Source organism: Brachyspira sp. SAP_772 (assembly GCF_009755885.1).
GTDB lineage: Bacteria > Spirochaetota > Brachyspiria > Brachyspirales > Brachyspiraceae > Brachyspira.
This window is the reverse complement of the sequence record NZ_VYIX01000001.1, coordinates 614603-635948: the sequence shown is the minus strand read 5'-3', so window position 1 is coordinate 635948 and position 21346 is coordinate 614603. Positions and strand designations below refer to the sequence as shown.

Sequence of the window (21346 nt, the reverse complement as noted above, 5' to 3'; positions counted from 1 at the left end):
TCATTAATTTTTAATATGAGCATTAAGCCACTCAACTATTTCATTCATTACATCATACCTTTGCACATCGTTTAATATTTCATGTCTTCCGTCTTTATATAAACTTATATTAACATCATTAAGCCCCAAAGACTTATACATTTCATATACCCATTTTACACCCTTTCCCATATCTCCAACAGGGTCTTTATCTCCAGATATTAAAAGTATAGGAAAATCCTTACTCATATTAGAATAATTATCTTTATCTGAAATCTTATCTATCAAATTAAATAATTGTATATAAGTCTCTATACTAGCAGGCTTATTAGCAAAATATTCATCTTCTAATACTTTATTAATCTCTTCTTTATCTGAAGTAAGCCAAGCTAAATGTGATTTATCTTTAGGAAAATATTTTTTTCCATATCCTCCAACAGATAATTTATCTAATAATTTAGCTCTTTTCCTTCCTCCAAAAATTGACTTTTGAACATTTGCTATTAATTTGCCAATACTTTCTATTTTAGTAGGTTTCCCCTTAGTACCCATTATAATAGCACCATTCAAATCTCTATGATATTTTATTAAGAATCCCCTTGTTAAAAAAGAACCCATACTATGCCCTAGCATAAAATATGGGATATTAGGATAGTCAGCTTTCACTGTAACCATTAGATGCTTCATATCACTTATTATTAAATCAGCTCCTTTTTTATCAGAAATATGTCCTATACCATCTTTACTAATTGTACTTCTTCCAAACCCTCTATGATCATCAGCACATACTAAAAAGCCATTCTCTGCTAATTTAGTACCCAACTCCTTATATCTTCCAGCATGCTCGCCAAGTCCATGAACTATTTGTACTATTGCTTTGGGCTTAGTATCTGGAGTAAAAATATAAGTATACATTCTATGTCCGTCATCAGATATTAATACTCTATTTTCCATTTTCATAAATACATCTCCAAATCACAATTATTATGTAAATTGTATACTATTTTTTTTCTTTATGCAAATATTAACATAATATTGAAAAGCTATTTAGATATATCTACTTTTATTTTTTTTAGCCAATTATTAATTTTTGAATCTAAATCAGATACATCTTTTCTCTTTATAGATATATAATTTAATACTTTGCTTTCAGGGCATGTTTCTTTTATATAAGAAATACTTTTATATACTCTTGAACCGCCACTCAAAATAAATGGGGCTATATTTTTACCACTCAAATCATTTTTTGATAAAAAACTTTTCATAGGCAAAGCCATATCCCCTATCCATATTGGATATCCTATAATAATATTATCATATCTAGATAAATCAACACTACCATTCAATTCTGGAAGTTTATCATTATCTATATCCTCTTCTACTTGAGCTACCATGTCATCATATTCATTTGGATATGGTATTTTTGTTGTAATTTTATATATATCCGCCTCAGTAATTTTTTTAATCTTATTAGCTACTATTTCTGTAGTTCCATTCCATGAATAATATACTATAATTGTTTTACTTCCATTAAACTCTGTATTTACAACAGATGCATTATGTTCATTTAATAAAGCAGATTTAGTTATTTTCCTATCGTTAATATTTGAATTGCATGATATTATAAACAACGACAATAATGCAAAAACTTTAGTTATTCTTTTCATTTTATATAATACTCCCATATATATAACTAATAAACTATACACTTTGAAATATTTTTTTTAATTAAATTTAAAATATTTTTTATTAAATAGTATTTACATTATACTTGACTTTTAATTTTTAGTCTAATATAATATATTAAGTTGGTTTATAAAATTTAAGGAGAGTTTTAGTAAAATGAAAAATATAATATCTATAGTTGTTTTAATGATAACTCTATTTTCAACTTCTGTAATACAAGCAGTAGAAACAAAATATATTCCAAGTACTTCTCAGGCTGTATTTTCTATAAAACTAAATGAATTATCGTCAAAAGCTGAAATTAGTTTACAAAAGACTCTTAATAAATTATTTATGCAAAAATTTGCTGATAATTTCACTGCATATAGAGATGATGAGTATGTAGTAGAAGCTATGACTAACAAATTAGAACAGATATTAGATTTTTCTAAACCTTCAAAAATAGTTTCATTTAATAGTTATCAAGAAGTAGCAGTAATGATTGATGTATTAGATGCAACTGAATTAAATAGAATAATGATAAAAATAGCAAGTCAGGAGGATAAATTAATATCTTTTAGTGAAAATTATACTTATAGATATTTTTATCTTGATGATACAACTTTAATATCTTGGAATGATGAAGTATTTACAGTAGAAATGAAATTAGATGATGTTTATTGGTATAATGAAGAGCTTAATAAAGAAAATAATATAATAAATATTGCTAATTTAATATTTGATACTACTTCTCCTCTTACAAATGAAAAATTTATAGAATTAGAAAATCAAACTAATGATTTTTATGCTTGGGTTGATTTATCTTTACTTTCTGATGAAACAGATGAGTTTACAAAGTTCTTATTTGGAAGAAGCTATGAAGGAATATCTAAAGAAAGCTATAAAGATGCTATATTAACAACTAAGGTTAACTTTAATGTTGGAAATGCTGATATAGTTATAGACACATATTCTCCAAATTATCCTTATGATAGTTCTTTACTTAAAAAAGAATTAGCAGATAATATATATACTTTTGTTAATGGTGAAAACAATTATGGATTTTTATCATTAGCTTTCAATAGCACTGAACTTTCTAAACATTTAAAAACTATGTTTGGAGAACAATTTCCATTTACTGAAGATTTTGCTCAGTTAGAAGAATATGGAGTTGATGTTTATAAACTTGTAGAACTTTTAGGCGGTGATATATTTATATCTGCTTGGGATACTGGTAATGAAAATGAAGATCCTGATTTATTAATTTCTGCTTCTATTACTGATGAAAACACAATAAAAATCTTACTTGATGCTTTGGCTGATGATGTTAATAATGATATCTATACACTCGCTGGTAATACTTGTTATGTTAAAGATTCTATACTTTATATATCTAGCAACCCTACTGTTATAGAAAAAATAGTAAATAATGAAATACCTAATGTTAAGCTAAGTGAAAATCAAATTAATTTAGCTAAAAATAATACTCTTGTATTTTATTTAGAGTTAAATTCTAATTTGGATCTATATGGTATTGGAGATGAATATACTGAAAACTTTGAATCTGTATATTTTACTTCAAATATATTAGAAGCTAATCATTCTCAATTTGTAATAAGAATAAATACAAGAGATAAAGAAAAAAATGCTTTAAGCGTTATTAAATATTTTGTTGGCGGATTAGAATAATATTTAAATGAGATTAGATGAGTATGTACATCATAACGGATATACTGAAAGCAGGGCTAAAGCACAGGATATAATATTAGCTGGCTGTGTATTTGTTAATGGTGTAAAAGTAACTTCTAAGGCTCAAAAAATAAAAGATACTGACAAAATAGAAATCATACAAAATAGAAAATATGTATCTAGAGCTGGAGACAAGCTAGAGAAAGCATTATTAGAGTTTAATCTTTCTGTAGAAAATAAAATATGTTTGGATATAGGAGCTTCTACAGGAGGCTTTACTGATTGTCTTCTTCATTATGGAGCTGAAAAAGTTTATGCTTTAGATGTTGGTCATAATCAGCTTGTATACAAACTTAGAAGCGATAAAAGAGTAATTTCAATAGAAGATTTTAATGCCAAAAATATAAAAAGAGAAATGTTTGAAGGAGAAATACCTTCTATTGTAGTTAGTGATGTTTCTTTTATATCTATTTCAAAAATTGCTCCTATTATATTTAAAGAATTATATGATTTAGAATATTGGGTGAGTCTTATTAAACCTCAATTTGAAGCAGAAAAAGGTGAAGTTTCAAAGGGTGGAATTATTAAAGATGATGTATTAAGAGAAAAGATAGTTAATAATGCAATTGATAAAATTACAGCGATAGGATTTAAAGAAATAAATAGAACTATCTCTCCAATAAAAGGCTCTAAAGGAAATATAGAGTATTTATCATATTTTATTATTTAATTATTTCTTTATTTTATTTGATGTTCTTTGTTTATATATCTCATACTCTTTATAAAACTCTTCTATATCTTTTATCATAATATATCCATCATCAGTTATAGAAACAGATTTTATTTTTTTCAACTCTGCTTCTTTATTAGCATCAGCTGTGATACCAACCATAGAACAAAGGTCGTTAAAATTGTATGGGAATATTATCTGTCTTGTATTTTTAAATATTAATTCATATTTGATTAAAGCTTCTAATATAATTACAAATCTACTAACATTATTATTAGCATTAAAAGATTTTATTCTAGATATTGTAATATAAACTCTCATGCTCATAACTTTTATAAGATAGAGCCTTATACTATTATCTCTTAATACTAATTCCATAAACTCCTCTTTTTTGGCAAGCTGTATAATAGAGTCTTGCAATACCACCGCTGTTGTAAAAAGAGGCCTAATATCACTTTTTGGTGCATATCCATTGAGTATTTCATTATTTACGCACACCCTTCTTGTAACTTGTCTAGAATTAAATATATTATATACCCCTAGTTTTCCATATCTAATAATATAAATATAATCATTATACTGAAACTCTGTATATAAACAATATCCCTTTTTAAACTTATAAACATTATTATCTATATATTCTGGCTCTTCTATTTTTCCTAACTGCTGTATTTTATTTCTTATAACCCCAGCATCTTCTGCATTAGGGTTTAATTCTAAATATTTACTGTATATCTTTGATGCCGCATCAGTATAACCATTCTCTTCATATATGCTAGCCATACTTATCATATCTATTCTATTTTTATCAGTATAATAATTATAGCCTGTATTAACTTTACTCAAAAAATAATAATATCTATTAATCCATCTCTCCATATTAAGAAGCAAATACTCATATACCTTATTTATTATATTAGCATTTTCAATCTTTTCTATCTCATAAACATTCATTTCCAAAACTTCAACATCTTCTATTGCCTTAACTGTAGATGTATAAGGTTCATTTATAACAGCATTAAAGAGTCCTATTATTTCACCTTCTTTATATTCTATTGTATAATCATCTGCAAAATAATTGTATGCCAAAACTTTTCCTTTGATAATTATATAGAATTTATATTTAGGGTCTTGCCCATCTATGAATATTGTTGATGATTTTGGAAATTTAATTGTTTTGTTAGTCTTCTTATTCATAATACAAACCCATTATTAAAACTTGATAGTTTAATTTTAATAAAAATAATAAGTATGTCAATAGTGTTTATGTATTTTTATTTAAAATTAATATTTTTTATTAGTTTTTAATATTATTCTATGTATTAATATAATTAAAATATTGTATACAAGTAATGCTATAAAAAACACTTTCATTACAAACATAAAATTTTCAAAAGTTCTTAGTCCATTTCTCAGAGAAAAATACACATAAGCAAATATAATTAAGTACCCATAAAAAGGAGCAAATAATTTATAAGCAAGTCCATAATTAAATGTAATAACAGTAAATCCCAAAGAAAAGCCAAATATTACAGCTTGCGGTATTAATGGAATGATAGCCTCATATCTATTTGTAAACTGTATCAATACAACTTGTTTAGCAAATATAATTAAAAATACTGACAAACAAATAGAAGCAAATACAAAAAGTGCTATAGAATAATAAAGTATCTTTTTTTCTTTATTTTTATTATTATCTTTTTTAGCAATTAATATGTAAGAAAACATCACAGAGGCTATCGGAGTGCCTATATAAAAAAACATTTTTATTATTAATGATATTGTAGAATAGTACCCAGCACTCGTTTTATCTAAATATCTATTGGCCATTAATACATCGCTTAATGATATCCAATTAAATATAAAATTTATTATAACAATATTTATTATGTAAGTTAAAAATATATATAAGTTTTGCTTAGAGAAATATGTATTTATTTTTTTGGGAGAAACAAAATAAGGAAGTTTAAGTTTTTTTAGTTCAATTAAATTAATAATCAAATACAAAACACAAAATAAAGATACTGATATAATAGCTTTTTCTAATGTAAGCCCAGTTATAATAAAATATGCTAAAAGTAAAATCTTAGCTAAAAATATTGCTATTAAACTTGCTATATAATCATAAGCTATATAATTATTAATTTTTAATATAGATTGCGACACTATAGTTAAAATACTAGTAAATATTCCTATAGATATTATCAAAAGAGAAGTGTAGCTTTTTATATTAAAAAGTATATCAAAAAGAGGTATAGATAATATATATAATAAAAATATTACAATAGCAATAATATATCCATAAGCCCAATAGCTTTTGGCATCTTCATCATCTTTATAGTTATGCATTATATAATAACTAAAACTAGATACCGTAAGAATTATTATAGAATATATATTTATAATACCATTATAATGAGCAAAATCTGATATTGATAAACTTCTATTTATATAAATTGAAGAAATATAATTTAATACACTTGCAACACCATTTATAAATACTAATAATGCATAATTAATATAATATGAATATTTTTTATATAATGCTTTTATATTATACATATTATATTAATTACACAACCTTTATATTTATCTTCTTCTTAAGAACCATATAAGAATACCTAATATACCAAACAAACAAGGCAAACCAATTTGAGCAACATATCTAATAAAATTAGTTTGAGTTGTTGTAAGAGTAAGATTTTTAATACTAGCCTCTTTTGGTCTTATAGTTATTTTCTGTCTTGCCTCTAATAAATAAGCAACAGTATTCATAAATAAATCTTTATTACCCGCAAAAGCAACATCCACAGATTGACCTTGATCAGGGTTAATATATGCATTTAGAGCAAAAGTAGCATCTCCAAACACAACAATTCTTGCAGGTATATCCCTTCCTTCTATATCATAAGTTCCAGCAATAGCCAAAGGTACAGGACCAGCAATATCTGTTCTTGGATTAAATCTTGCACGAGATAAATCAAAAGTAGCTTCTTCCTTACCATACCCTTGTGGAGAAGTAGTAATTATATTCTCAAAACTTCCGCTATACTTGCTTTCTCCAGATAAAATACTTCTTGCCACAACCAAACAAGCAAATACATTCCCCTCTTTTAAAGTTTGAGTTATAGGGTGAGTTGTATATTGAGGAACTACATTAACAGGTATAACAACACTTGATACAGGGTCTATTATATAATCATTTTTAGTTTTAAATCCCCAATCAGATAAAAATATATCTAAATTAGAATTAAAATTACTTCTATCCATAAAGCTATCATAAAGCACAAGTAATTTTCCGCCTGTCTTTACATAGTTATCTAATTTTTCCATTTCAAAATCGCTAAAAGTTTCAACAGGAGAAGCTATTACAATTAAAGAAGCATCTGTTGGTATATTTTCTAATATAATATTTAAATCTCTTACTTTATAATTTTCATTTTCCAAATAAGTTTTAACATAAGATAAACCCTCTCCGCCTCTGTCTTGTAACTGTCTCTCTCCATGACCAACTGTAAAATATACAACATAAGACTCTTGTTCTAATAAAGTATATATAGCCTGAGTAAATTTTTCTTCTCCAACAAATAAAGGCTCTGAAGTAACCTTAGATTGACTAGTTAAATCTTTTCTATATACCCTCACTTGTTTACCTTGACCATAGCTAAAAATTATCTCACCAACTTGAGTCATTTGATATTTACTTTTAGCAGAAGGTTTTTCTATAGGGTTAATATATTCAACTGTAATATGTTTGCTTAATCTTTGATATTGATCTAATAACAAATCAGAACGCCAATCAGCAGAAGTTGGGTCTGTACTTGGAGACCTTAAAACAACTATTGATAATGGACTATCTATTCTAGAAATTACATCCATAGTTTGCTGAGAAACTGTGTAAGATTTATTTTGTGTTAAATCAAATCTTATTGGGAAGTTTACACTTATAATATAAAGCCCTACTAAGATAGCTAAAACTATAAGAAGCGAAAGTATGCCAAAAAAAGCTTTATGAACAAATCTTGTTTTTAATAGAGATACTATATTATTTTTTTCTATTATAACCGTAATAGTTGTAAGTATTAAAGTTATAGCTAATACAATCCAAAAAACAGCAGTAGGTCTTTGTGTAACAGCGTAGAAAAATATCCAAGCGAAAAATAATAGCACCCAAGAAGCAATAGTAGCAATTTTTAAATTAAACTTTTTATTTGACATTGATTATAAATTCCATTTTTTATTAAGATTTAATTGAAATGTTTTAATAAATTTCAATACTGTTTTTATAATCGTATAACTATAGAAATACTTTATAATTATTTTTTTATTTGCTGTTTAAGATAAGCAGATATAAACTCGTCAATATTACCGTCCATAACAGAGTTCATATTACCAGTTTCATGTCCAGTTCTCAAGTCTTTAACCATCTGATAAGGCTGAAAAACATAACTTCTAATCTGATTACCCCAAGCAATATCGGTTTTTTCCCCAGCTATTTTTTGTTTTTCTTTATCGAGCTTTTCTTTTTCTAATTGATAAAGTTTAGCCTTAAGCATTTTCATAGCCATATCTTTATTGTTATGCTGACTTCTCTCAGCCTGACATTGAACAACTATATTTGTAGGTATATGAGTTATTCTTATAGCAGAAGAAGTTTTATTAACGTGCTGACCGCCTGCACCAGAAGCCCTATAAGTATCTATTCTCAAATCAGCCTGATTAATTTCTACTTCAATATCTTCATCTATATCAGGCATAACACTCACAGCAACGAATGAAGTATGCCTCTTAGCATTAGCATCAAAAGGTGATATTCTCACAAGTCTATGAACCCCTATTTCAGAGCGTAAATATCCATAAGCATAAAGCCCCTGTACATAAAAACTTATTTGTTTTATACCAGCCTCATCGCCGGGAAGCTCATCAGTAGTTTCAACCGTAAAGCCATGTCTCTCACAGAAACGCACATACATTCTTGAAAGCATAGAAGCCCAATCGCAGCTCTCTGTACCGCCTGCTCCAGCATTCAAAGTTAAATATGCATTCTTACTGTCAAACTCACCAGAAAATAGATTTTTGGTTTCCAATTCATTAAAAACCTTCTGTAATTCTATACATTCAGTTTCTAATTCTTTTTCCATATCTGAATCATTAGATTCTATTGCCATCTCAACAAGTTCATAAATATTGTTGGCATTTTTTATTAAATTTTCAATAGGCTCTATCTTATCAAGAAGAAGCATCCTCTCTTTCATTATTTTTTGGGCAGCAATATTATCATTCCAAAAATCATCTTTAGAAGATATTTCATCAATCTCTTTTACCCTTTTATATATAGCCTCAGGGTCAAAGATACCCCCTTAAAACTTCAGCCTGCTCTTTAATCTCTAATACAATATTTTTTATTTCAGATAACGTCATAATATTTTCCAATGTATCAATTATTATTCAATAGGGAGTATTCTAACGCCATTAGTAGATTTTACAATATAAACATCAGCATCCCTTCTAGTTTTCTCTTTATAATTAGTATATAAAGCTTCTATTACATTTTCAACTTCAGATTTCTTAAGTACAATCAATACTCCGCCACCAAAACCTGTACCAATCATACGTGCCCCTATTACACCATCCATTTTTGAAGCTTCCTCTACTAAAATATCTTGCTCTGCAGTAGAAACTTCATACAACTTACTTAAACCCTCATGAGTTTTTGAGATTAATGATGCTAAATCTTTAATTGCACCTTTTTTTATAGCTTTTACAGCTTGATTTACCCTATCTTCTTCAGAAGACACATATAAAGCTCTTCTTTGTTCTTTATTCTGTAAAGTTTCTTTAATAAAATCAGCATCTTTCGGCTTTAAATCTGATAAATATTTAATAGAGGACTTTTTTTCTTTAAGCTTTTTTAAAGCATTATCACATTCTCTCTTTCTAGCATTATATTCACTGTCACTCGATGTTCTTTTTTTATTACTATTAACTACAGCTATACAATATTCACCTAAATTTATATCTAAATATTCATAGCTCATTTTAAACATATTAAATAATAGTAAACTGTTTTCTTTTCCTAAAAATATAGTGATATGGTCGCTTAATGAAGTTCTATGAGAAGCATATTTTATCTCCCCTTCATAAGATAATTTAGCTAATTCTATAATATCAGTTTTATCTAAAGCATTTATGTCAAAAATAGCATAAGTTAAACAAGCACATAAAGAACTAGATGAAGCTAATGAAGTATTAAAAGGCAAATCAGTATATGCATAAATATCCATTCCAGTTATTTTATATTCTCTTTCTAATAATACTGAAAAAACGCCCTTAAAATATACAGCCCATTCATCTTCTTTATTCTTTTCTAATTCATTAAAAGTAAATGATTTTTTTGCTTTAAATGAATGACCATAAATATTGATTTTATTATCTGGTCTTTTTCTAACTACTAAATAAGTACCTCTATCTACAGCAGCTGTAATAGTATCCCCGCCTGAATAGTCTATAAGTTCTCCTATAAAAGTTAGTCTTCCCGGAGCAAAATACAATTTTACTTCGCCTTTTTGACCAAAGACATCTCTAAATCTTTCTACTAATCTTAAATGTAATTTTGGTGTCATATAACCTTCTCAGTTAAATTATTTGTTATTTATATTATAAATTTTAAAAAAGTCAACTATTTTTAACAGATAATATAATCGATAATATTATTAAAAAGTTAACATATTTTTATACATTTTTATTCCGTTAAAAATAACATATAAAACCTAAAAAGTCAATTATAAATAGTATTTACAATTTATCTTTTTCCAAAAAACAATTTAGCACATAGTTTAAAAATTTCAGATGCTATAATTACTACAAAAGATAAAGCAATGATTTTTACCCAAGTATAGAAACTTAAAGGTACAGTATTAAAGAAAGCACCAGCAAACTGTGTAGCTAATATCTGTAATACAAAAGTACCAAGCATACTTAAAAGCACTAATTTGTTATCAAGGAAATGTTTGAATACACTATCATAACCTAATTCTCTGCTGTTGAAAGAATTAAATATTTGAAACATTACAAACATAACAAATAATACAGTAGAAGCCTCATTATCGCTTACATTTAATATATTAAGTTTACTTTGAAGCATAAATAGTATAATCATAACAGTACCAGAATATATAATTTTTCTAAGCATACTTAAAGTAACAATATTGGCATTTCTTTTAATAGGCTTTCTTTTCATTAAATTGCTTCTAATAGGTTCAAGTCCTAAAGCGATAGCAGGAGGTCCGTCCATAATAATATTTATCCATAATAACTGTATAGCTGTAAATGGAGCTTTAAATCCTGTTAATGTAGATAACAATACAACTACAACAGAAGCAAAGTTAACAGTAAGCTGGAACTGTATAAATCTTTGGAAATTGTCATATATACCGCGTCCCCACTGAACTGCTTTAACTATTGTAGCAAATGAGTCATCAAGAAGCACTATATCGCTAGCCTCTTTTGATACCTCTGTACCTGTTATACCCATAGCAACACCAACATCGGCATTTTTTATAGCAGGAGCATCATTTATACCATCGCCAGTAACTGCAACAACATTTCCCATCTCTTTTATGGCATTAACAACACGCATTTTTACTGTAGGTGTGCTTCTCGCTATAACAGAAATCTTACTTAAATTCTGTTTTAATGTATTATCGTCCATTGCATCTATGTCTTTTGCCTCAAGAACTATACTATTTTCATCAAGTATTTTTAATTCTCTTGCAATCGCCCTTGCTGTAACTATATTGTCTCCTGTAAGCATTTTTATGTTTATACCAGCACTTCTGCACTGCTCAACCGCATCATAAACCTCTTTTCTAACAGGGTCAGATATAGCAACAAAACCGTCATATATCATATTGCTTTCAAGCTTTTCTCTTATATTCTCTACATTATCATCAACTTTCTTATGAGCAAATGCTATAACCCTCTTTGCCTCCTCCTGAAACTTCTCTATAGCCTCTTCTATACATTTTTTCTCTTCACTGCTGATACTGCACATAGCCATTATTTTTTCAGGACTTCCTTTTGTAAATACAATGCTTTCACCGTCTATTTTGGCAACAGTAGTCATATTTTTTGTTTCTGATGAGAAAGGATATTCATATATTGTTTTTGCACTTTCTCTTATACTTTTATAATCAAAACCAGACTTTTTAGCCCCCACAAGTAAAGCACATTCTGTAGGATTACCCAAAAACTTAATTTGCCCATCTTCTTTATAATCAATATCTGCTGTAGAGTTAATAGCAAAGTTATTAATTATATTTTTATCTTTTATATTTTCAGGCTCCACATAAGTACAATTAACAAATAATTGATTTAATGTCATTTTGTTTTCTGTAAGAGTTCCTGTTTTATCAGAACAAATTACATTAACGCTTCCTATAGTCTCACAGGCAACCATCTTTTTAACTAATGCATTTTGTCTAGCCATTTTTATAATATTAATAGATAAAGACACAGCTACTATTGTAGGAAGTCCCTCTGGAACAGAAGCAACAATCAATACTATACTAGTGATAAAAGCTTCAGATATAGTTTCAAAATTAGCAGTTCCAAGTCTAATATGATTAACTACTTGAATTATAAATACTATCATAGAAGCAGTGATACCAAGTAAAGCTATTTTTTTACCCAATTCTGCCAATTTCTCTTGTAGAGGTGTTGAAGTTCTTTTTGTTTTAGAAAGCTCTCTTGCTATTTTACCAAACTCTGTAGAATCTCCAACCGCAGTAATAACCATTTTTCCATTACCAGTAGTAACGAAAGAACCCGAATAAGCCATATTTATTCTATCTGCCACCGCTGTTTTTTCATCAGTAATTACAGCATCAGCATCTTTTTCTACTGGAACACTTTCACCTGTTAAAGCAGATTCATCTATATTAAGCGATACACTTTCAATAAGCCTACCGTCTGCAGGAAGCTTGTTTCCTGTTTCTATGAAAGCAATATCTCCAACAAGCAAATCTTTTTGATTTATTATCTCTATATTGCCTTCTCTTATAACTTTTACTCTAATATCTTCGTTTATGCTATTTAAAGCCTCAAATGCCTTAGCACTTTTTCCTTCCATCACTATTGTAATTGTGATAGATAAGCTTATAGCTATAAATATACCCAAACATTCCAAAAAGTCCGCATGCCCGCCATTAAAATATGCTACAGTGTTTACTCCTATTGCTATTAAACCTGCAAATATAAGCATAAGTATCATAGGCTCTTTTAATGCTTCTAATATTTTTTGAAGCAATGTGGCACTTTTCTCTTTGGTAAAGCTATTAGCACCATACTTCTCTAAACTTAATTTTTGAGCTTCTTTTGTGAGACCTATTTTGGTGTCAACATTAAGCTCTTTAAGAATATCTTCTTTTTTTCCTAAAAAACTATTTATCATAACAACCTCTCATTTATAATAAACTGTAAAAAAATGCATAAAAAAAGACTCATGCATAAATAAATCATCAAAGTATTTTGTATTAACTTTAAAAATTTATTTATACCTGAGTCTCATTAATTAAGGCTAGCCAAACTTCTATTATTTGTTGGATTTTTTTCTAGAAGTTGCGATTGTTGACTTTGCCACGTAAATATACGTCAATTACTCCCTCTGAGTATGCATATATAATAAACTATAATTTATATAATGTCAAGCAAATTTATATTAATTAAATATTAAAAAATCAAATTTTATAATTTTAAAACTTTTGCAATAAATTAAAATAAACAAAATATAGAAAAAGATAAAAAAGATGATATAATAATTTAAATAAAAATTAATAAACTTTTTAAAAATACTCATTAAAGATATTTTAATTTAAGGAGAAAAAATGCCTGCTCTTAATAGAAAAGATTTAGCTAAAAGCATAATAGAAGCTTGTTTAAATATGAGAAGAGATGGAGTTAATCAAGGCACATCTGGAAACATTAGCATAAGATATAAAGATGGTATGCTTATTACACCAACTAGCATGCCTTATGAGATTATGACACCTAATGATATTGTTTTTGTAGATGGAAATGGAAATCCAGAAAAAAACAAAAAACCTTCAAGCGAATGGAGATTTCATTTATCAATTTTAAAAGATAACCCTCAATTTAATGCTGTAATACATAATCACGCTATTTATTCTTCTATGGTTTCTATATTGAATGTAGACTCTATTCCAGCTATTCATTATATGGTAGCTGTTGCGGGAGGGAAAAAAATTCCTTGTGCAGAATATGCAACTTATGGCACTCAAGAGTTATGCGATAATATTTCAAAAGTTATGAAAGGATATAAAGCTTGTATATTAAAAAATCATGGGCTTTTAGTAGCTGATGAAACATTAGAAAAAGCATATAGTGTTATGATAGAAGTAGAGAATCTAGCTAGACTATATATTGGTGTTAGAAACATTGGAGATTATAATGTTTTATCAGACAGCGAAATGGAAATAATTTTAGCTAAGTTTAATAATTATGGACTTAACGTTGAACATAAAAAAACAGCTTCCAAATCTTCTAAAAAGAAATAACAAAAAAATAATATAAACATATTTTTTATACCAATAAAAAATTATAATATTCTTAAATAGAATTACACATAAATAATCTAAATATTATTTGCAAAAAGAGAGAAAAAATAATAAAATAATATAGTTAATATAATATATATTAGTAGGTGTTTATGAAAAAAAAGATTATTATCTTTGCTATACTTTTTGAATTAATTATTATAATAATGACTTCTGGATTAGGAGCTCAAGGAAAAGCAGAAATACCAGATATTGTATCAAAAAATAAAATAAATTACGGCAGTGCATTAAAATTATATAATGATAAACAATACAAAAAAGCATACGCACAATTTACAAATCTAATTAACAGCAGCAATGATTTATTAATAAGAGATTATATTATATACTATGGAGCAAAAAGTGCATTAAACACCAATATGTATGATGAAGCAATAGATTTATATTCTAAAGTTATGGAAGAATACCCAAGATCATCATTATATCCATTTGCTGAACAATATAAAGCATTAGCTGAGTTCTATAAAGATGATTATCCTATAAGCAATTTTTTTAATAGCAACAAACAAAAATGGATAAAAGAGTTCGTTGGCTTAAGAGCAATGAGAGAAACAGATGATACTAATAAAGCTAAATTAATAGCATTAGAATTATCTAAAAGATATATAAACAGAGAAGCTTTAATATATTTAAATAATAATTTTGAAGATGAAATATATAAGTTTAATAATGATATAAAATATAAAGCAGCAGTAGAGTTATATGATGCAGGATATAGAACTGCAGCTTTAAAATATTTTAACAATCTTATAGATCTTAATGCCTACAAAAACAATTCAACATATTATAAAGCAAGAATTAATCAATTAGCAGGAAATAGAGAAAGTGCTTCTACATTGTTTAATGAATATCTTGCTAATACTAATAATAAAGAGTATAGAAAATTAGCAATTTATTGGAATGCTAATAATTATGAAAGATTAAAGAATTATACTAAAGCAAGAGAATTATATAATACTTTTTTAAGAAATTATCCAAAAGATAGTTATGTGCCAAGAATTTATAATAGCTTTATTAATATAAGCCTAAACAGCAATAATCTTCCAGAAGCTAAAAAATATTTAACAAACACATTAAAAAACTTTCATAACAATAGATATACAGAACTTTCATTAAAAAGTTATTTAAGAAAGGCATTAAAATTAAAAAATAAAACTGAAACATATTATGCTATTAGTGAATTAGAAAAGATATATCCAAAATATAGACATGACTTTGTATTATCATGGTATATGTGGGCTGCTGAAGAATTAGGAGATACTGAAATAAGAGATAAGTATATAATGAAAAGCCTGCTAGAAAGTAAAAATCCTTTTTATGTAAAAGGGGCTTTAAGTTTAGCAACACCTGAAATGGTAAATTATGTATCTCAAAGTAATACTTACTATTTAAATGAAGCTAAAAAATATTATGCTGATTCAAATTATACTAAAACTATGCAGATGCTTAATAATATACAGTTTATAGATTATATAGTAACAAAAAAAGAAGATAATTTGGTAAAAGAAGCAAGAGCAATAGCTAAAGAAATATTTATGCAAAATAAATTTGTTCAGGACTTTTATTCTAATAAAAAAGAAAATGAAATATTTAATGAATTATCTTTACAGACAAGAGAGGAAGTTAATAAACCTATATTATTATATTATTATGGGGATATGGATAATGCATATAGAGAGTTTAATGGTATTTATCAAAAAACTCAGGTAACTTATCCTTTATTTTATTATGCTGAGAAGATATACAAATCATCATTAAATACAAAGAGATTTATGCAGATTTGTGCTAATATAGGAAAGTATTTTGGATATAATTATTATGACAATGTGGATTTGCTTCCAGATGAGTTTAGAAAATATGTTTATCCTAGATATTTTGATGAATATGTTGTACCTGAAGCAAGATATTATAAAATAGAGCCAAACTTTGTATATTCTATAATGAGAGAAGAGAGTTTATTTGATGTAAAAGCAAGGTCATATGTTGGAGCAATGGGGCTTATGCAATTAATGCCTACAACTGCCGCTGCTGAAAATAAAAAAGCAAGATACAGATATAACCCTCTAAACCTAACAGATGCTAAACAAAATATTAATATTGGTATATCTCATTTAAGCTGGCTATTCCAAAACCAAAACGCTAGTAATTATGCATTGGTTGCTGCTAGTTATAATGCTGGTTCTGGAAGGGGTAACAGATGGAAAAGAGAATACGGCACAAATAATATGTATCGCACTGCAAGATTTATAGACATAGAAGAGACAGAGTTTTATGTTGAGAGAGTAATGAAAAGTTATGAGTATTATAGCAGATATTATAAAAATTAATTAATGTTTTATACTGTCTTTATAATATTTAAGTCCCTTATATGGAGCTCTTAATTCATAATTTATAATATTATTATACCAATCAATATAATTAAAGTTTTTAACTTCAGACATAATAGAATGATTTTCTTCTGTATGTATATCATATTTATTAAACATCATAGCAACAGTTTGAAGCATATAATAAGAAAATATATCATCTAAAGTTCTGCTGTCAATTTTCACAACACCTCTTTGTGAAGAAAAAAGTTTATTGTTAGAAAGAAATGGATAAGTACTAATTACAGCTAAAGATTTTGTGTTTTCAATATTTTCATTTTCAAGTACTAACCTATCTATAACACCGCCCTCAGATATAGCTTTAGCATCAACTCCTTTATAGTTTGCTGTTATTGGCATATTTATTATTATAAGATGTGAATCTATTTTAGAATCTTTTAAATCACTTCCTATCACTCGCCAATACTGTGCCGTATACATGGCCACAATATCATCTCTTAATAATTTTTTTCTATCTTGTAATGGTGTGTTCCAGAGTGTTAATATATTTTGTTTAAAAGTAGGTGCTATATTTGAAGCTAATTCTTCTAATGAAGTTGTAGAACTATCATAATCAAATAAAGTTTTTAAGCTTCCGTAAGTTTCATTAGAAAGAGAATAGTAAAGAATATTTTTTGCTAAAACACTATTACTTGTTTTTTTTATATCAATATAATCTTTTTTAAAGAGCTCTATATTATTATTAAGAAGTTTTCTATTTTTCTTGTAAAAGTCTTCAACATTAATTCCTTCTTTTAATACATATTTTATTTTATAGCCCAATAAATTATAAGTTAACAATGGAAGCTTTGAATTGAAAATATAAAAAAAATCTGATGGATTTAATGCCGCTATATTATTATCTTTAACATATGTAATATTTACAATATATTCTTTATTTTTATTAAGAGGCTTCATTGGTTTATTGCAAGAGAAAAGTATAAATATTAGCGTAAGTAAAAATATTTTTTTCATAATGCTTAATCACTCAGACATAGAACCGCTAACACCGTATGCTTCTATTCTTTCAGTTTCTATATAATATCTAATCTCTCTTCCTCTAACAATACTTTTATCTTGTGCCAAATATGGATTTTCTCCCCATAACCTTAAATACTTAGCTTTATCAAAATATGTAGCCCAAGCACTTTTTGAGTTCATATCCTTCATTTCAACATTAACATTTCCATTAGCCCTCAACTTCTCATCATCATTAAATATCTGCATAGTAACTGAAGTTATTTTCATACTTCTATTCTCTAAATAAGCATGCGGTGCACCACTCACAGTAGCAACTTTAGTGTCAGGATCAAGATGAAGTAAATCACCCTCTAATGATATACTTTCATCATAATCTACCATAACAACATCATTATGAAATATAATATCTCTAAATTTTTCATCTCTTTTATATTCTATCCACTCACCAAAGGATATTATTCCTCTATCTGGTATTCTAACTGAAGGATCTTGATACATATATATATGCTCATTATCCATATCATATATAATGTACCCTCCTTTAAGTATCATATTCTCTTCAAAAAAATATGCATTAACATTTCCATAAGCATACAAAAATCTATTAGTCTGATATTCCCCGCCTTTTTCATCTAAAAAAAGCCTGTCTGCTGTTACAACATTATAATTGCTAACTTTACTACTTTTATTTTCATTAGTACTGTCATCGCCTTGAACATAATCATTAGTTTGAAGTATATATATTTTGCTTCTTCCCATTACATTTGCAGTGGAAGTTTTTGCATTATACTCTAATATCTCACCTTCTATTCTATCATTTCCCTGATAAAGTCTTGGATTTCCTTTTAATATAGAAATTTGCGTATCCATATCATAAACCAATTCATCAGAATATCCATCTGTTCTTCTATCATTTTCTTTGTCTATATGTATAAGATGAACATTGCTTATGGCTTTTGCTAAAGGAGTATTGAAATCTCTCTCCATAAGAGTACTTTTTATTGTCATATTGTTTGTAGATGAGCGAAGTATTGGATTATTTCTAGCATATGCATATCTAGTTTTACCATTATAACTAGCATATCCTGCATCTATTGTAGAACCATTAGTTTTACTTAAAAGCCTCACCTTTCCTGTAAATGTGGCAAGTTCTGTTTCTTTATAAAAAGTCATCTTATAGCTTGTTATTAAGGCAGATTTATCTTCTAATCTAGAATTACCTGTATATTGAAATACTTGATTTTTATTATCATAGGTAAATTTATCAGCACTTCTTTGAGATTGAGGTATTAATTGAGATATTAAAACAAATAAAATTATTAATGAATATAAAAGTTTACTCTTCAGCAATTGGTACTCCTATAGCATTACCTTCATCTTTTTCATTATATACAGTAATGTTTTCCATAGCAACATCTCCTTCCATGCTGCTTCCAGTAAGCCAACTTCCATCTTCTTGCTCTACTCTAATTGGTACAGGGCTTTTAAAATGACTTTTCTCATGATCGTACTGTACATACTCAGTATATAGAGTACTATTATTAGAAGATTTTGCAACAACATTAGTAAATATTTCTGTATATAAAGTATTTTTATTTATTTTTGCAAACTCTCCTGATACTCTAGCAGCAATAGTGCCATCAGCATCATAAGTATAATTACGTGAATCATATAACTCTATTAAAGCCCTACTGTCATAAAACTTAGCATTAGTTGCAAACATATCCATTTGTTTAAAATTTGTAATATAGCTTTCTCTTCTAAAACCATAAAACTCCATTTCAGGCGGATGTTCAAAATTATCATCACCAGTACTTTGACCTATCTTGCTAAAATCGGTACATGATATTATAGAAAATATCATTATATTAAAAAGAATAAAACTCTTTGATAATTTTTTCATAATCACCCCTAGCTTTTAATACCATATCTATAGCAATTCTTACAGCACCATTTCCCCCCTCTTTATCTAATACTATATTAGCATTTTTTTTTACTTCACTTATAGCATTTTTTGGTGCAAAAGAAAATCCAACATATTTTATTGGTGCTAAATCTATGACATCATCCCCCATATAAGCAACTTCTTCATCTTTTAAACCATATTTTTCTATTAATGTCAAAAGAGCAGGCATTTTATGCTCTTCACCCTGTATTAAATCTTCAAAGCCATGAGATTTAAACTTATCAAATCTTTGTTTTATACAATTAGCCTTACTTCCAGTAATAATAGCAATTTTTATCCCAGCTTTTAATGCCATTACTATACCCATACCATCTAAAGTATTGAAAAACTTACTTTCTATACCATTATCATCAAATATAAGTTTTCCGTCAGTCATAACGCCGTCTATATCAAAAACGAATAATTTGATTTTTTTGAGTTTTTTAAGATTAAAATAGTAGGAAAAAAAATGTTTTAAATTCATGATTGTAATGTAATTGGGGCTTACAGGACTCGAACCTGCCCACCCGGTTTAGGAAACCAGTGCTCTATCCTGATGAGCTAAAGCCCCTTATTTAAAGAAGCTCAAAGCAAATCGGAGAGTGTGGGACTCGAACCCACATGGGTGTTAGCCCGGCGGTTTTCAAGACCGCTGCTCTACCAATTGAACGAACTCTCCAAAATTAAATATGTCATGTATTATAACATATTAAAAATAAATTTCAAGTTTTTATTTATAAAAAATTATTTACAAATATATTCTGTTTTTACACAATTCATTACAAAATAATAATATAATTCTTTATTTTTAATAAAAGTTTTACAAAAAATGAAAAATTATGTATTTTATATTGACTTATATATTTTTTATATTAAAATCATTTATATGAGACAACAAGAAATGACACCAATATTAGAAAATTATTTAGAAACTATCTACAATTTAGAAGTAGAAAAAAAATCTAAAGAAGCTATTAGAATCACTGATATAGCAGATTTAGTTGGACGCTCAAAAGCAAGCGTTAATACTGCTATAAAAACATTATCAAAATTAGGTCATATAAAACATGAACATTATGGAGATATAGAATTAACTGATTCTGGAAGAGCTATAGGAAAAGATATAGCTGAAAGACATGCAATATTTTATTACTTTCTAACTAAAGTTCTAAATATAGAAGAAAAAACAGCAGATGAAGAAGCTTGTTTAATAGAACATGCTATGAGCAGAGATACGGTACATAAGTTTAAAGAGTTCCTCTGCGATTATTGTAAAAAAGAAAATATTTTAAACAAACAAAATTGATAATATCGAATATAATTCACATTATTAGTATTTTATAAATATATTTATTGA

At 27.3% G+C, this 21346-nt stretch carries 17 protein-coding genes and 2 tRNA genes; 5 read left to right on the top strand and 14 right to left on the bottom strand.

Annotation, left to right across the window (positions count from 1 at the left end; all coding sequences use genetic code 11):
• Positions 1 to 3: 3 nt before the first annotated feature.
• Positions 4 to 939 (bottom strand): alpha/beta fold hydrolase, encoded by a 936-nt coding sequence (locus tag GQX97_RS02765; protein WP_157150425.1) that lies wholly within the window; start codon positions 937 to 939, stop codon positions 4 to 6.
• Between the two features lie 83 nt (positions 940 to 1022).
• Entirely contained in the window at positions 1023 to 1646 is a 624-nt protein-coding gene (locus GQX97_RS02760; RefSeq protein ID WP_198391191.1) for a flavodoxin, read from the bottom strand.
• 175 nt (positions 1647 to 1821) lie between these two features.
• Here GQX97_RS02760 and GQX97_RS02755 point away from each other — a divergent pair, with 175 nt between their 5' ends.
• Positions 1822 to 3333: a DUF4836 domain-containing protein gene (locus GQX97_RS02755; protein ID WP_157150423.1), complete on the top strand. Its 1512-nt coding sequence runs from the start codon at positions 1822 to 1824 to the stop codon at positions 3331 to 3333.
• Positions 3334 to 3340: 7 nt separating this feature from the next.
• Positions 3341 to 4063 (top strand): TlyA family RNA methyltransferase, encoded by a 723-nt coding sequence (locus GQX97_RS02750; protein ID WP_157150422.1) that lies wholly within the window; start codon positions 3341 to 3343, stop codon positions 4061 to 4063.
• Here GQX97_RS02750 and GQX97_RS02745 read toward each other — a convergent pair whose 3' ends face one another.
• From GQX97_RS02745 to GQX97_RS02720, 6 genes are all read right to left on the bottom strand, one after another.
• On the bottom strand, positions 4064 to 5263 hold the full coding sequence (locus GQX97_RS02745) for a cyclic nucleotide-binding domain-containing protein (RefSeq protein WP_157150888.1): 1200 nt from the start codon (positions 5261 to 5263) through the stop codon (positions 4064 to 4066).
• Positions 5264 to 5347: 84 nt separating this feature from the next.
• Positions 5348 to 6625 (bottom strand): oligosaccharide flippase family protein, encoded by a 1278-nt coding sequence (locus GQX97_RS02740; RefSeq protein ID WP_157150421.1) that lies wholly within the window; start codon positions 6623 to 6625, stop codon positions 5348 to 5350.
• 27 nt (positions 6626 to 6652) lie between these two features.
• Positions 6653 to 8281 (bottom strand): GldG family protein, encoded by a 1629-nt coding sequence (locus GQX97_RS02735; RefSeq protein ID WP_157150420.1) that lies wholly within the window; start codon positions 8279 to 8281, stop codon positions 6653 to 6655.
• A gap of 98 nt (positions 8282 to 8379) precedes the next feature.
• Positions 8380 to 9484 (bottom strand): peptide chain release factor 2 gene (prfB, locus tag GQX97_RS02730; protein WP_157150419.1). Its coding sequence is split into 2 segments (ribosomal slippage): positions 8380 to 9411 and positions 9413 to 9484, totalling 1104 coding nucleotides; the frame shifts between segments, so codons are not numbered across the junction.
• A gap of 23 nt (positions 9485 to 9507) precedes the next feature.
• On the bottom strand, positions 9508 to 10686 hold the full coding sequence (galK, locus tag GQX97_RS02725; RefSeq protein WP_157150418.1) for a galactokinase: 1179 nt from the start codon (positions 10684 to 10686) through the stop codon (positions 9508 to 9510).
• Between the two features lie 179 nt (positions 10687 to 10865).
• The gene (locus tag GQX97_RS02720; protein WP_157150417.1) at positions 10866 to 13514 is read right to left on the bottom strand and encodes a calcium-translocating P-type ATPase, PMCA-type; all 2649 of its coding nucleotides are present in this window, start codon (positions 13512 to 13514) and stop codon (positions 10866 to 10868) included.
• Between the two features lie 433 nt (positions 13515 to 13947).
• Between GQX97_RS02720 and GQX97_RS02715 the strand changes: the two genes are divergently transcribed.
• Together GQX97_RS02715 and GQX97_RS02710 are read left to right on the top strand one after the other, a co-directional pair.
• Positions 13948 to 14637: an L-fuculose-phosphate aldolase gene (locus GQX97_RS02715; RefSeq protein ID WP_157150416.1), complete on the top strand. Its 690-nt coding sequence runs from the start codon at positions 13948 to 13950 to the stop codon at positions 14635 to 14637.
• 152 nt (positions 14638 to 14789) lie between these two features.
• The gene (locus GQX97_RS02710; protein WP_157150415.1) at positions 14790 to 17024 is read left to right on the top strand and encodes a transglycosylase SLT domain-containing protein; all 2235 of its coding nucleotides are present in this window, start codon (positions 14790 to 14792) and stop codon (positions 17022 to 17024) included.
• Here the strand turns inward: GQX97_RS02710 and GQX97_RS02705 are convergent, their stop codons facing one another.
• From GQX97_RS02705 to GQX97_RS02680, 6 genes are all read right to left on the bottom strand, one after another.
• Positions 17025 to 18038, bottom strand: a complete 1014-nt coding sequence (locus GQX97_RS02705; RefSeq protein WP_157150414.1) for a hypothetical protein — start codon at positions 18036 to 18038, stop codon at positions 17025 to 17027.
• Between the two features lie 9 nt (positions 18039 to 18047).
• Positions 18048 to 19334: an LptA/OstA family protein gene (locus GQX97_RS02700; protein WP_157150887.1), complete on the bottom strand. Its 1287-nt coding sequence runs from the start codon at positions 19332 to 19334 to the stop codon at positions 18048 to 18050.
• Positions 19335 to 19380: 46 nt separating this feature from the next.
• Positions 19381 to 19947, bottom strand: a complete 567-nt coding sequence (lptC, locus tag GQX97_RS02695) for an LPS export ABC transporter periplasmic protein LptC (protein ID WP_157150413.1) — start codon at positions 19945 to 19947, stop codon at positions 19381 to 19383.
• Positions 19913 to 20473 (bottom strand): HAD family hydrolase, encoded by a 561-nt coding sequence (locus GQX97_RS02690; RefSeq protein WP_157150412.1) that lies wholly within the window; start codon positions 20471 to 20473, stop codon positions 19913 to 19915. Before GQX97_RS02690 ends, lptC begins: the two co-directional genes overlap by 35 nt.
• A 14-nt stretch (positions 20474 to 20487) precedes the next feature.
• Positions 20488 to 20560, bottom strand: a tRNA-Arg gene (locus GQX97_RS02685).
• A gap of 25 nt (positions 20561 to 20585) precedes the next feature.
• Positions 20586 to 20668 (bottom strand) — tRNA-Ser (locus GQX97_RS02680).
• 222 nt (positions 20669 to 20890) lie between these two features.
• Between GQX97_RS02680 and GQX97_RS02675 the strand changes: the two genes are divergently transcribed.
• The gene (locus tag GQX97_RS02675; RefSeq protein WP_157150886.1) at positions 20891 to 21295 is read left to right on the top strand and encodes a metal-dependent transcriptional regulator; all 405 of its coding nucleotides are present in this window, start codon (positions 20891 to 20893) and stop codon (positions 21293 to 21295) included.
• Positions 21296 to 21346: the final 51 nt, after the last annotated feature.

Excerpts from the sequence above, each read along its gene's own strand:
- GQX97_RS02765 (WP_157150425.1), bottom strand. The coding sequence starts at position 939 with ATGAAAATGGAAAATAGAGTATTAATATCTGATGACGGACATAGAATG.
- GQX97_RS02760 (WP_198391191.1), bottom strand. The coding sequence starts at position 1,646 with ATGAAAAGAATAACTAAAGTTTTTGCATTATTGTCGTTGTTTATAATA.
- GQX97_RS02755 (WP_157150423.1), top strand. The coding sequence starts at position 1,822 with ATGAAAAATATAATATCTATAGTTGTTTTAATGATAACTCTATTTTCA.
- GQX97_RS02750 (WP_157150422.1), top strand. The coding sequence starts at position 3,341 with ATGAGATTAGATGAGTATGTACATCATAACGGATATACTGAAAGCAGG.
- GQX97_RS02740 (WP_157150421.1), bottom strand. The coding sequence starts at position 6,625 with ATGTATAATATAAAAGCATTATATAAAAAATATTCATATTATATTAAT.
- GQX97_RS02735 (WP_157150420.1), bottom strand. The coding sequence starts at position 8,281 with ATGTCAAATAAAAAGTTTAATTTAAAAATTGCTACTATTGCTTCTTGG.
- galK (WP_157150418.1), bottom strand. The coding sequence starts at position 10,686 with ATGACACCAAAATTACATTTAAGATTAGTAGAAAGATTTAGAGATGTC.
- GQX97_RS02720 (WP_157150417.1), bottom strand. The coding sequence starts at position 13,514 with ATGATAAATAGTTTTTTAGGAAAAAAAGAAGATATTCTTAAAGAGCTT.
- GQX97_RS02715 (WP_157150416.1), top strand. The coding sequence starts at position 13,948 with ATGCCTGCTCTTAATAGAAAAGATTTAGCTAAAAGCATAATAGAAGCT.
- GQX97_RS02710 (WP_157150415.1), top strand. The coding sequence starts at position 14,790 with ATGAAAAAAAAGATTATTATCTTTGCTATACTTTTTGAATTAATTATT.
- GQX97_RS02705 (WP_157150414.1), bottom strand. The coding sequence starts at position 18,038 with ATGAAAAAAATATTTTTACTTACGCTAATATTTATACTTTTCTCTTGC.
- lptC (WP_157150413.1), bottom strand. The coding sequence starts at position 19,947 with ATGAAAAAATTATCAAAGAGTTTTATTCTTTTTAATATAATGATATTT.
- GQX97_RS02690 (WP_157150412.1), bottom strand. The coding sequence starts at position 20,473 with ATGAATTTAAAACATTTTTTTTCCTACTATTTTAATCTTAAAAAACTC.
- GQX97_RS02675 (WP_157150886.1), top strand. The coding sequence starts at position 20,891 with ATGACACCAATATTAGAAAATTATTTAGAAACTATCTACAATTTAGAA.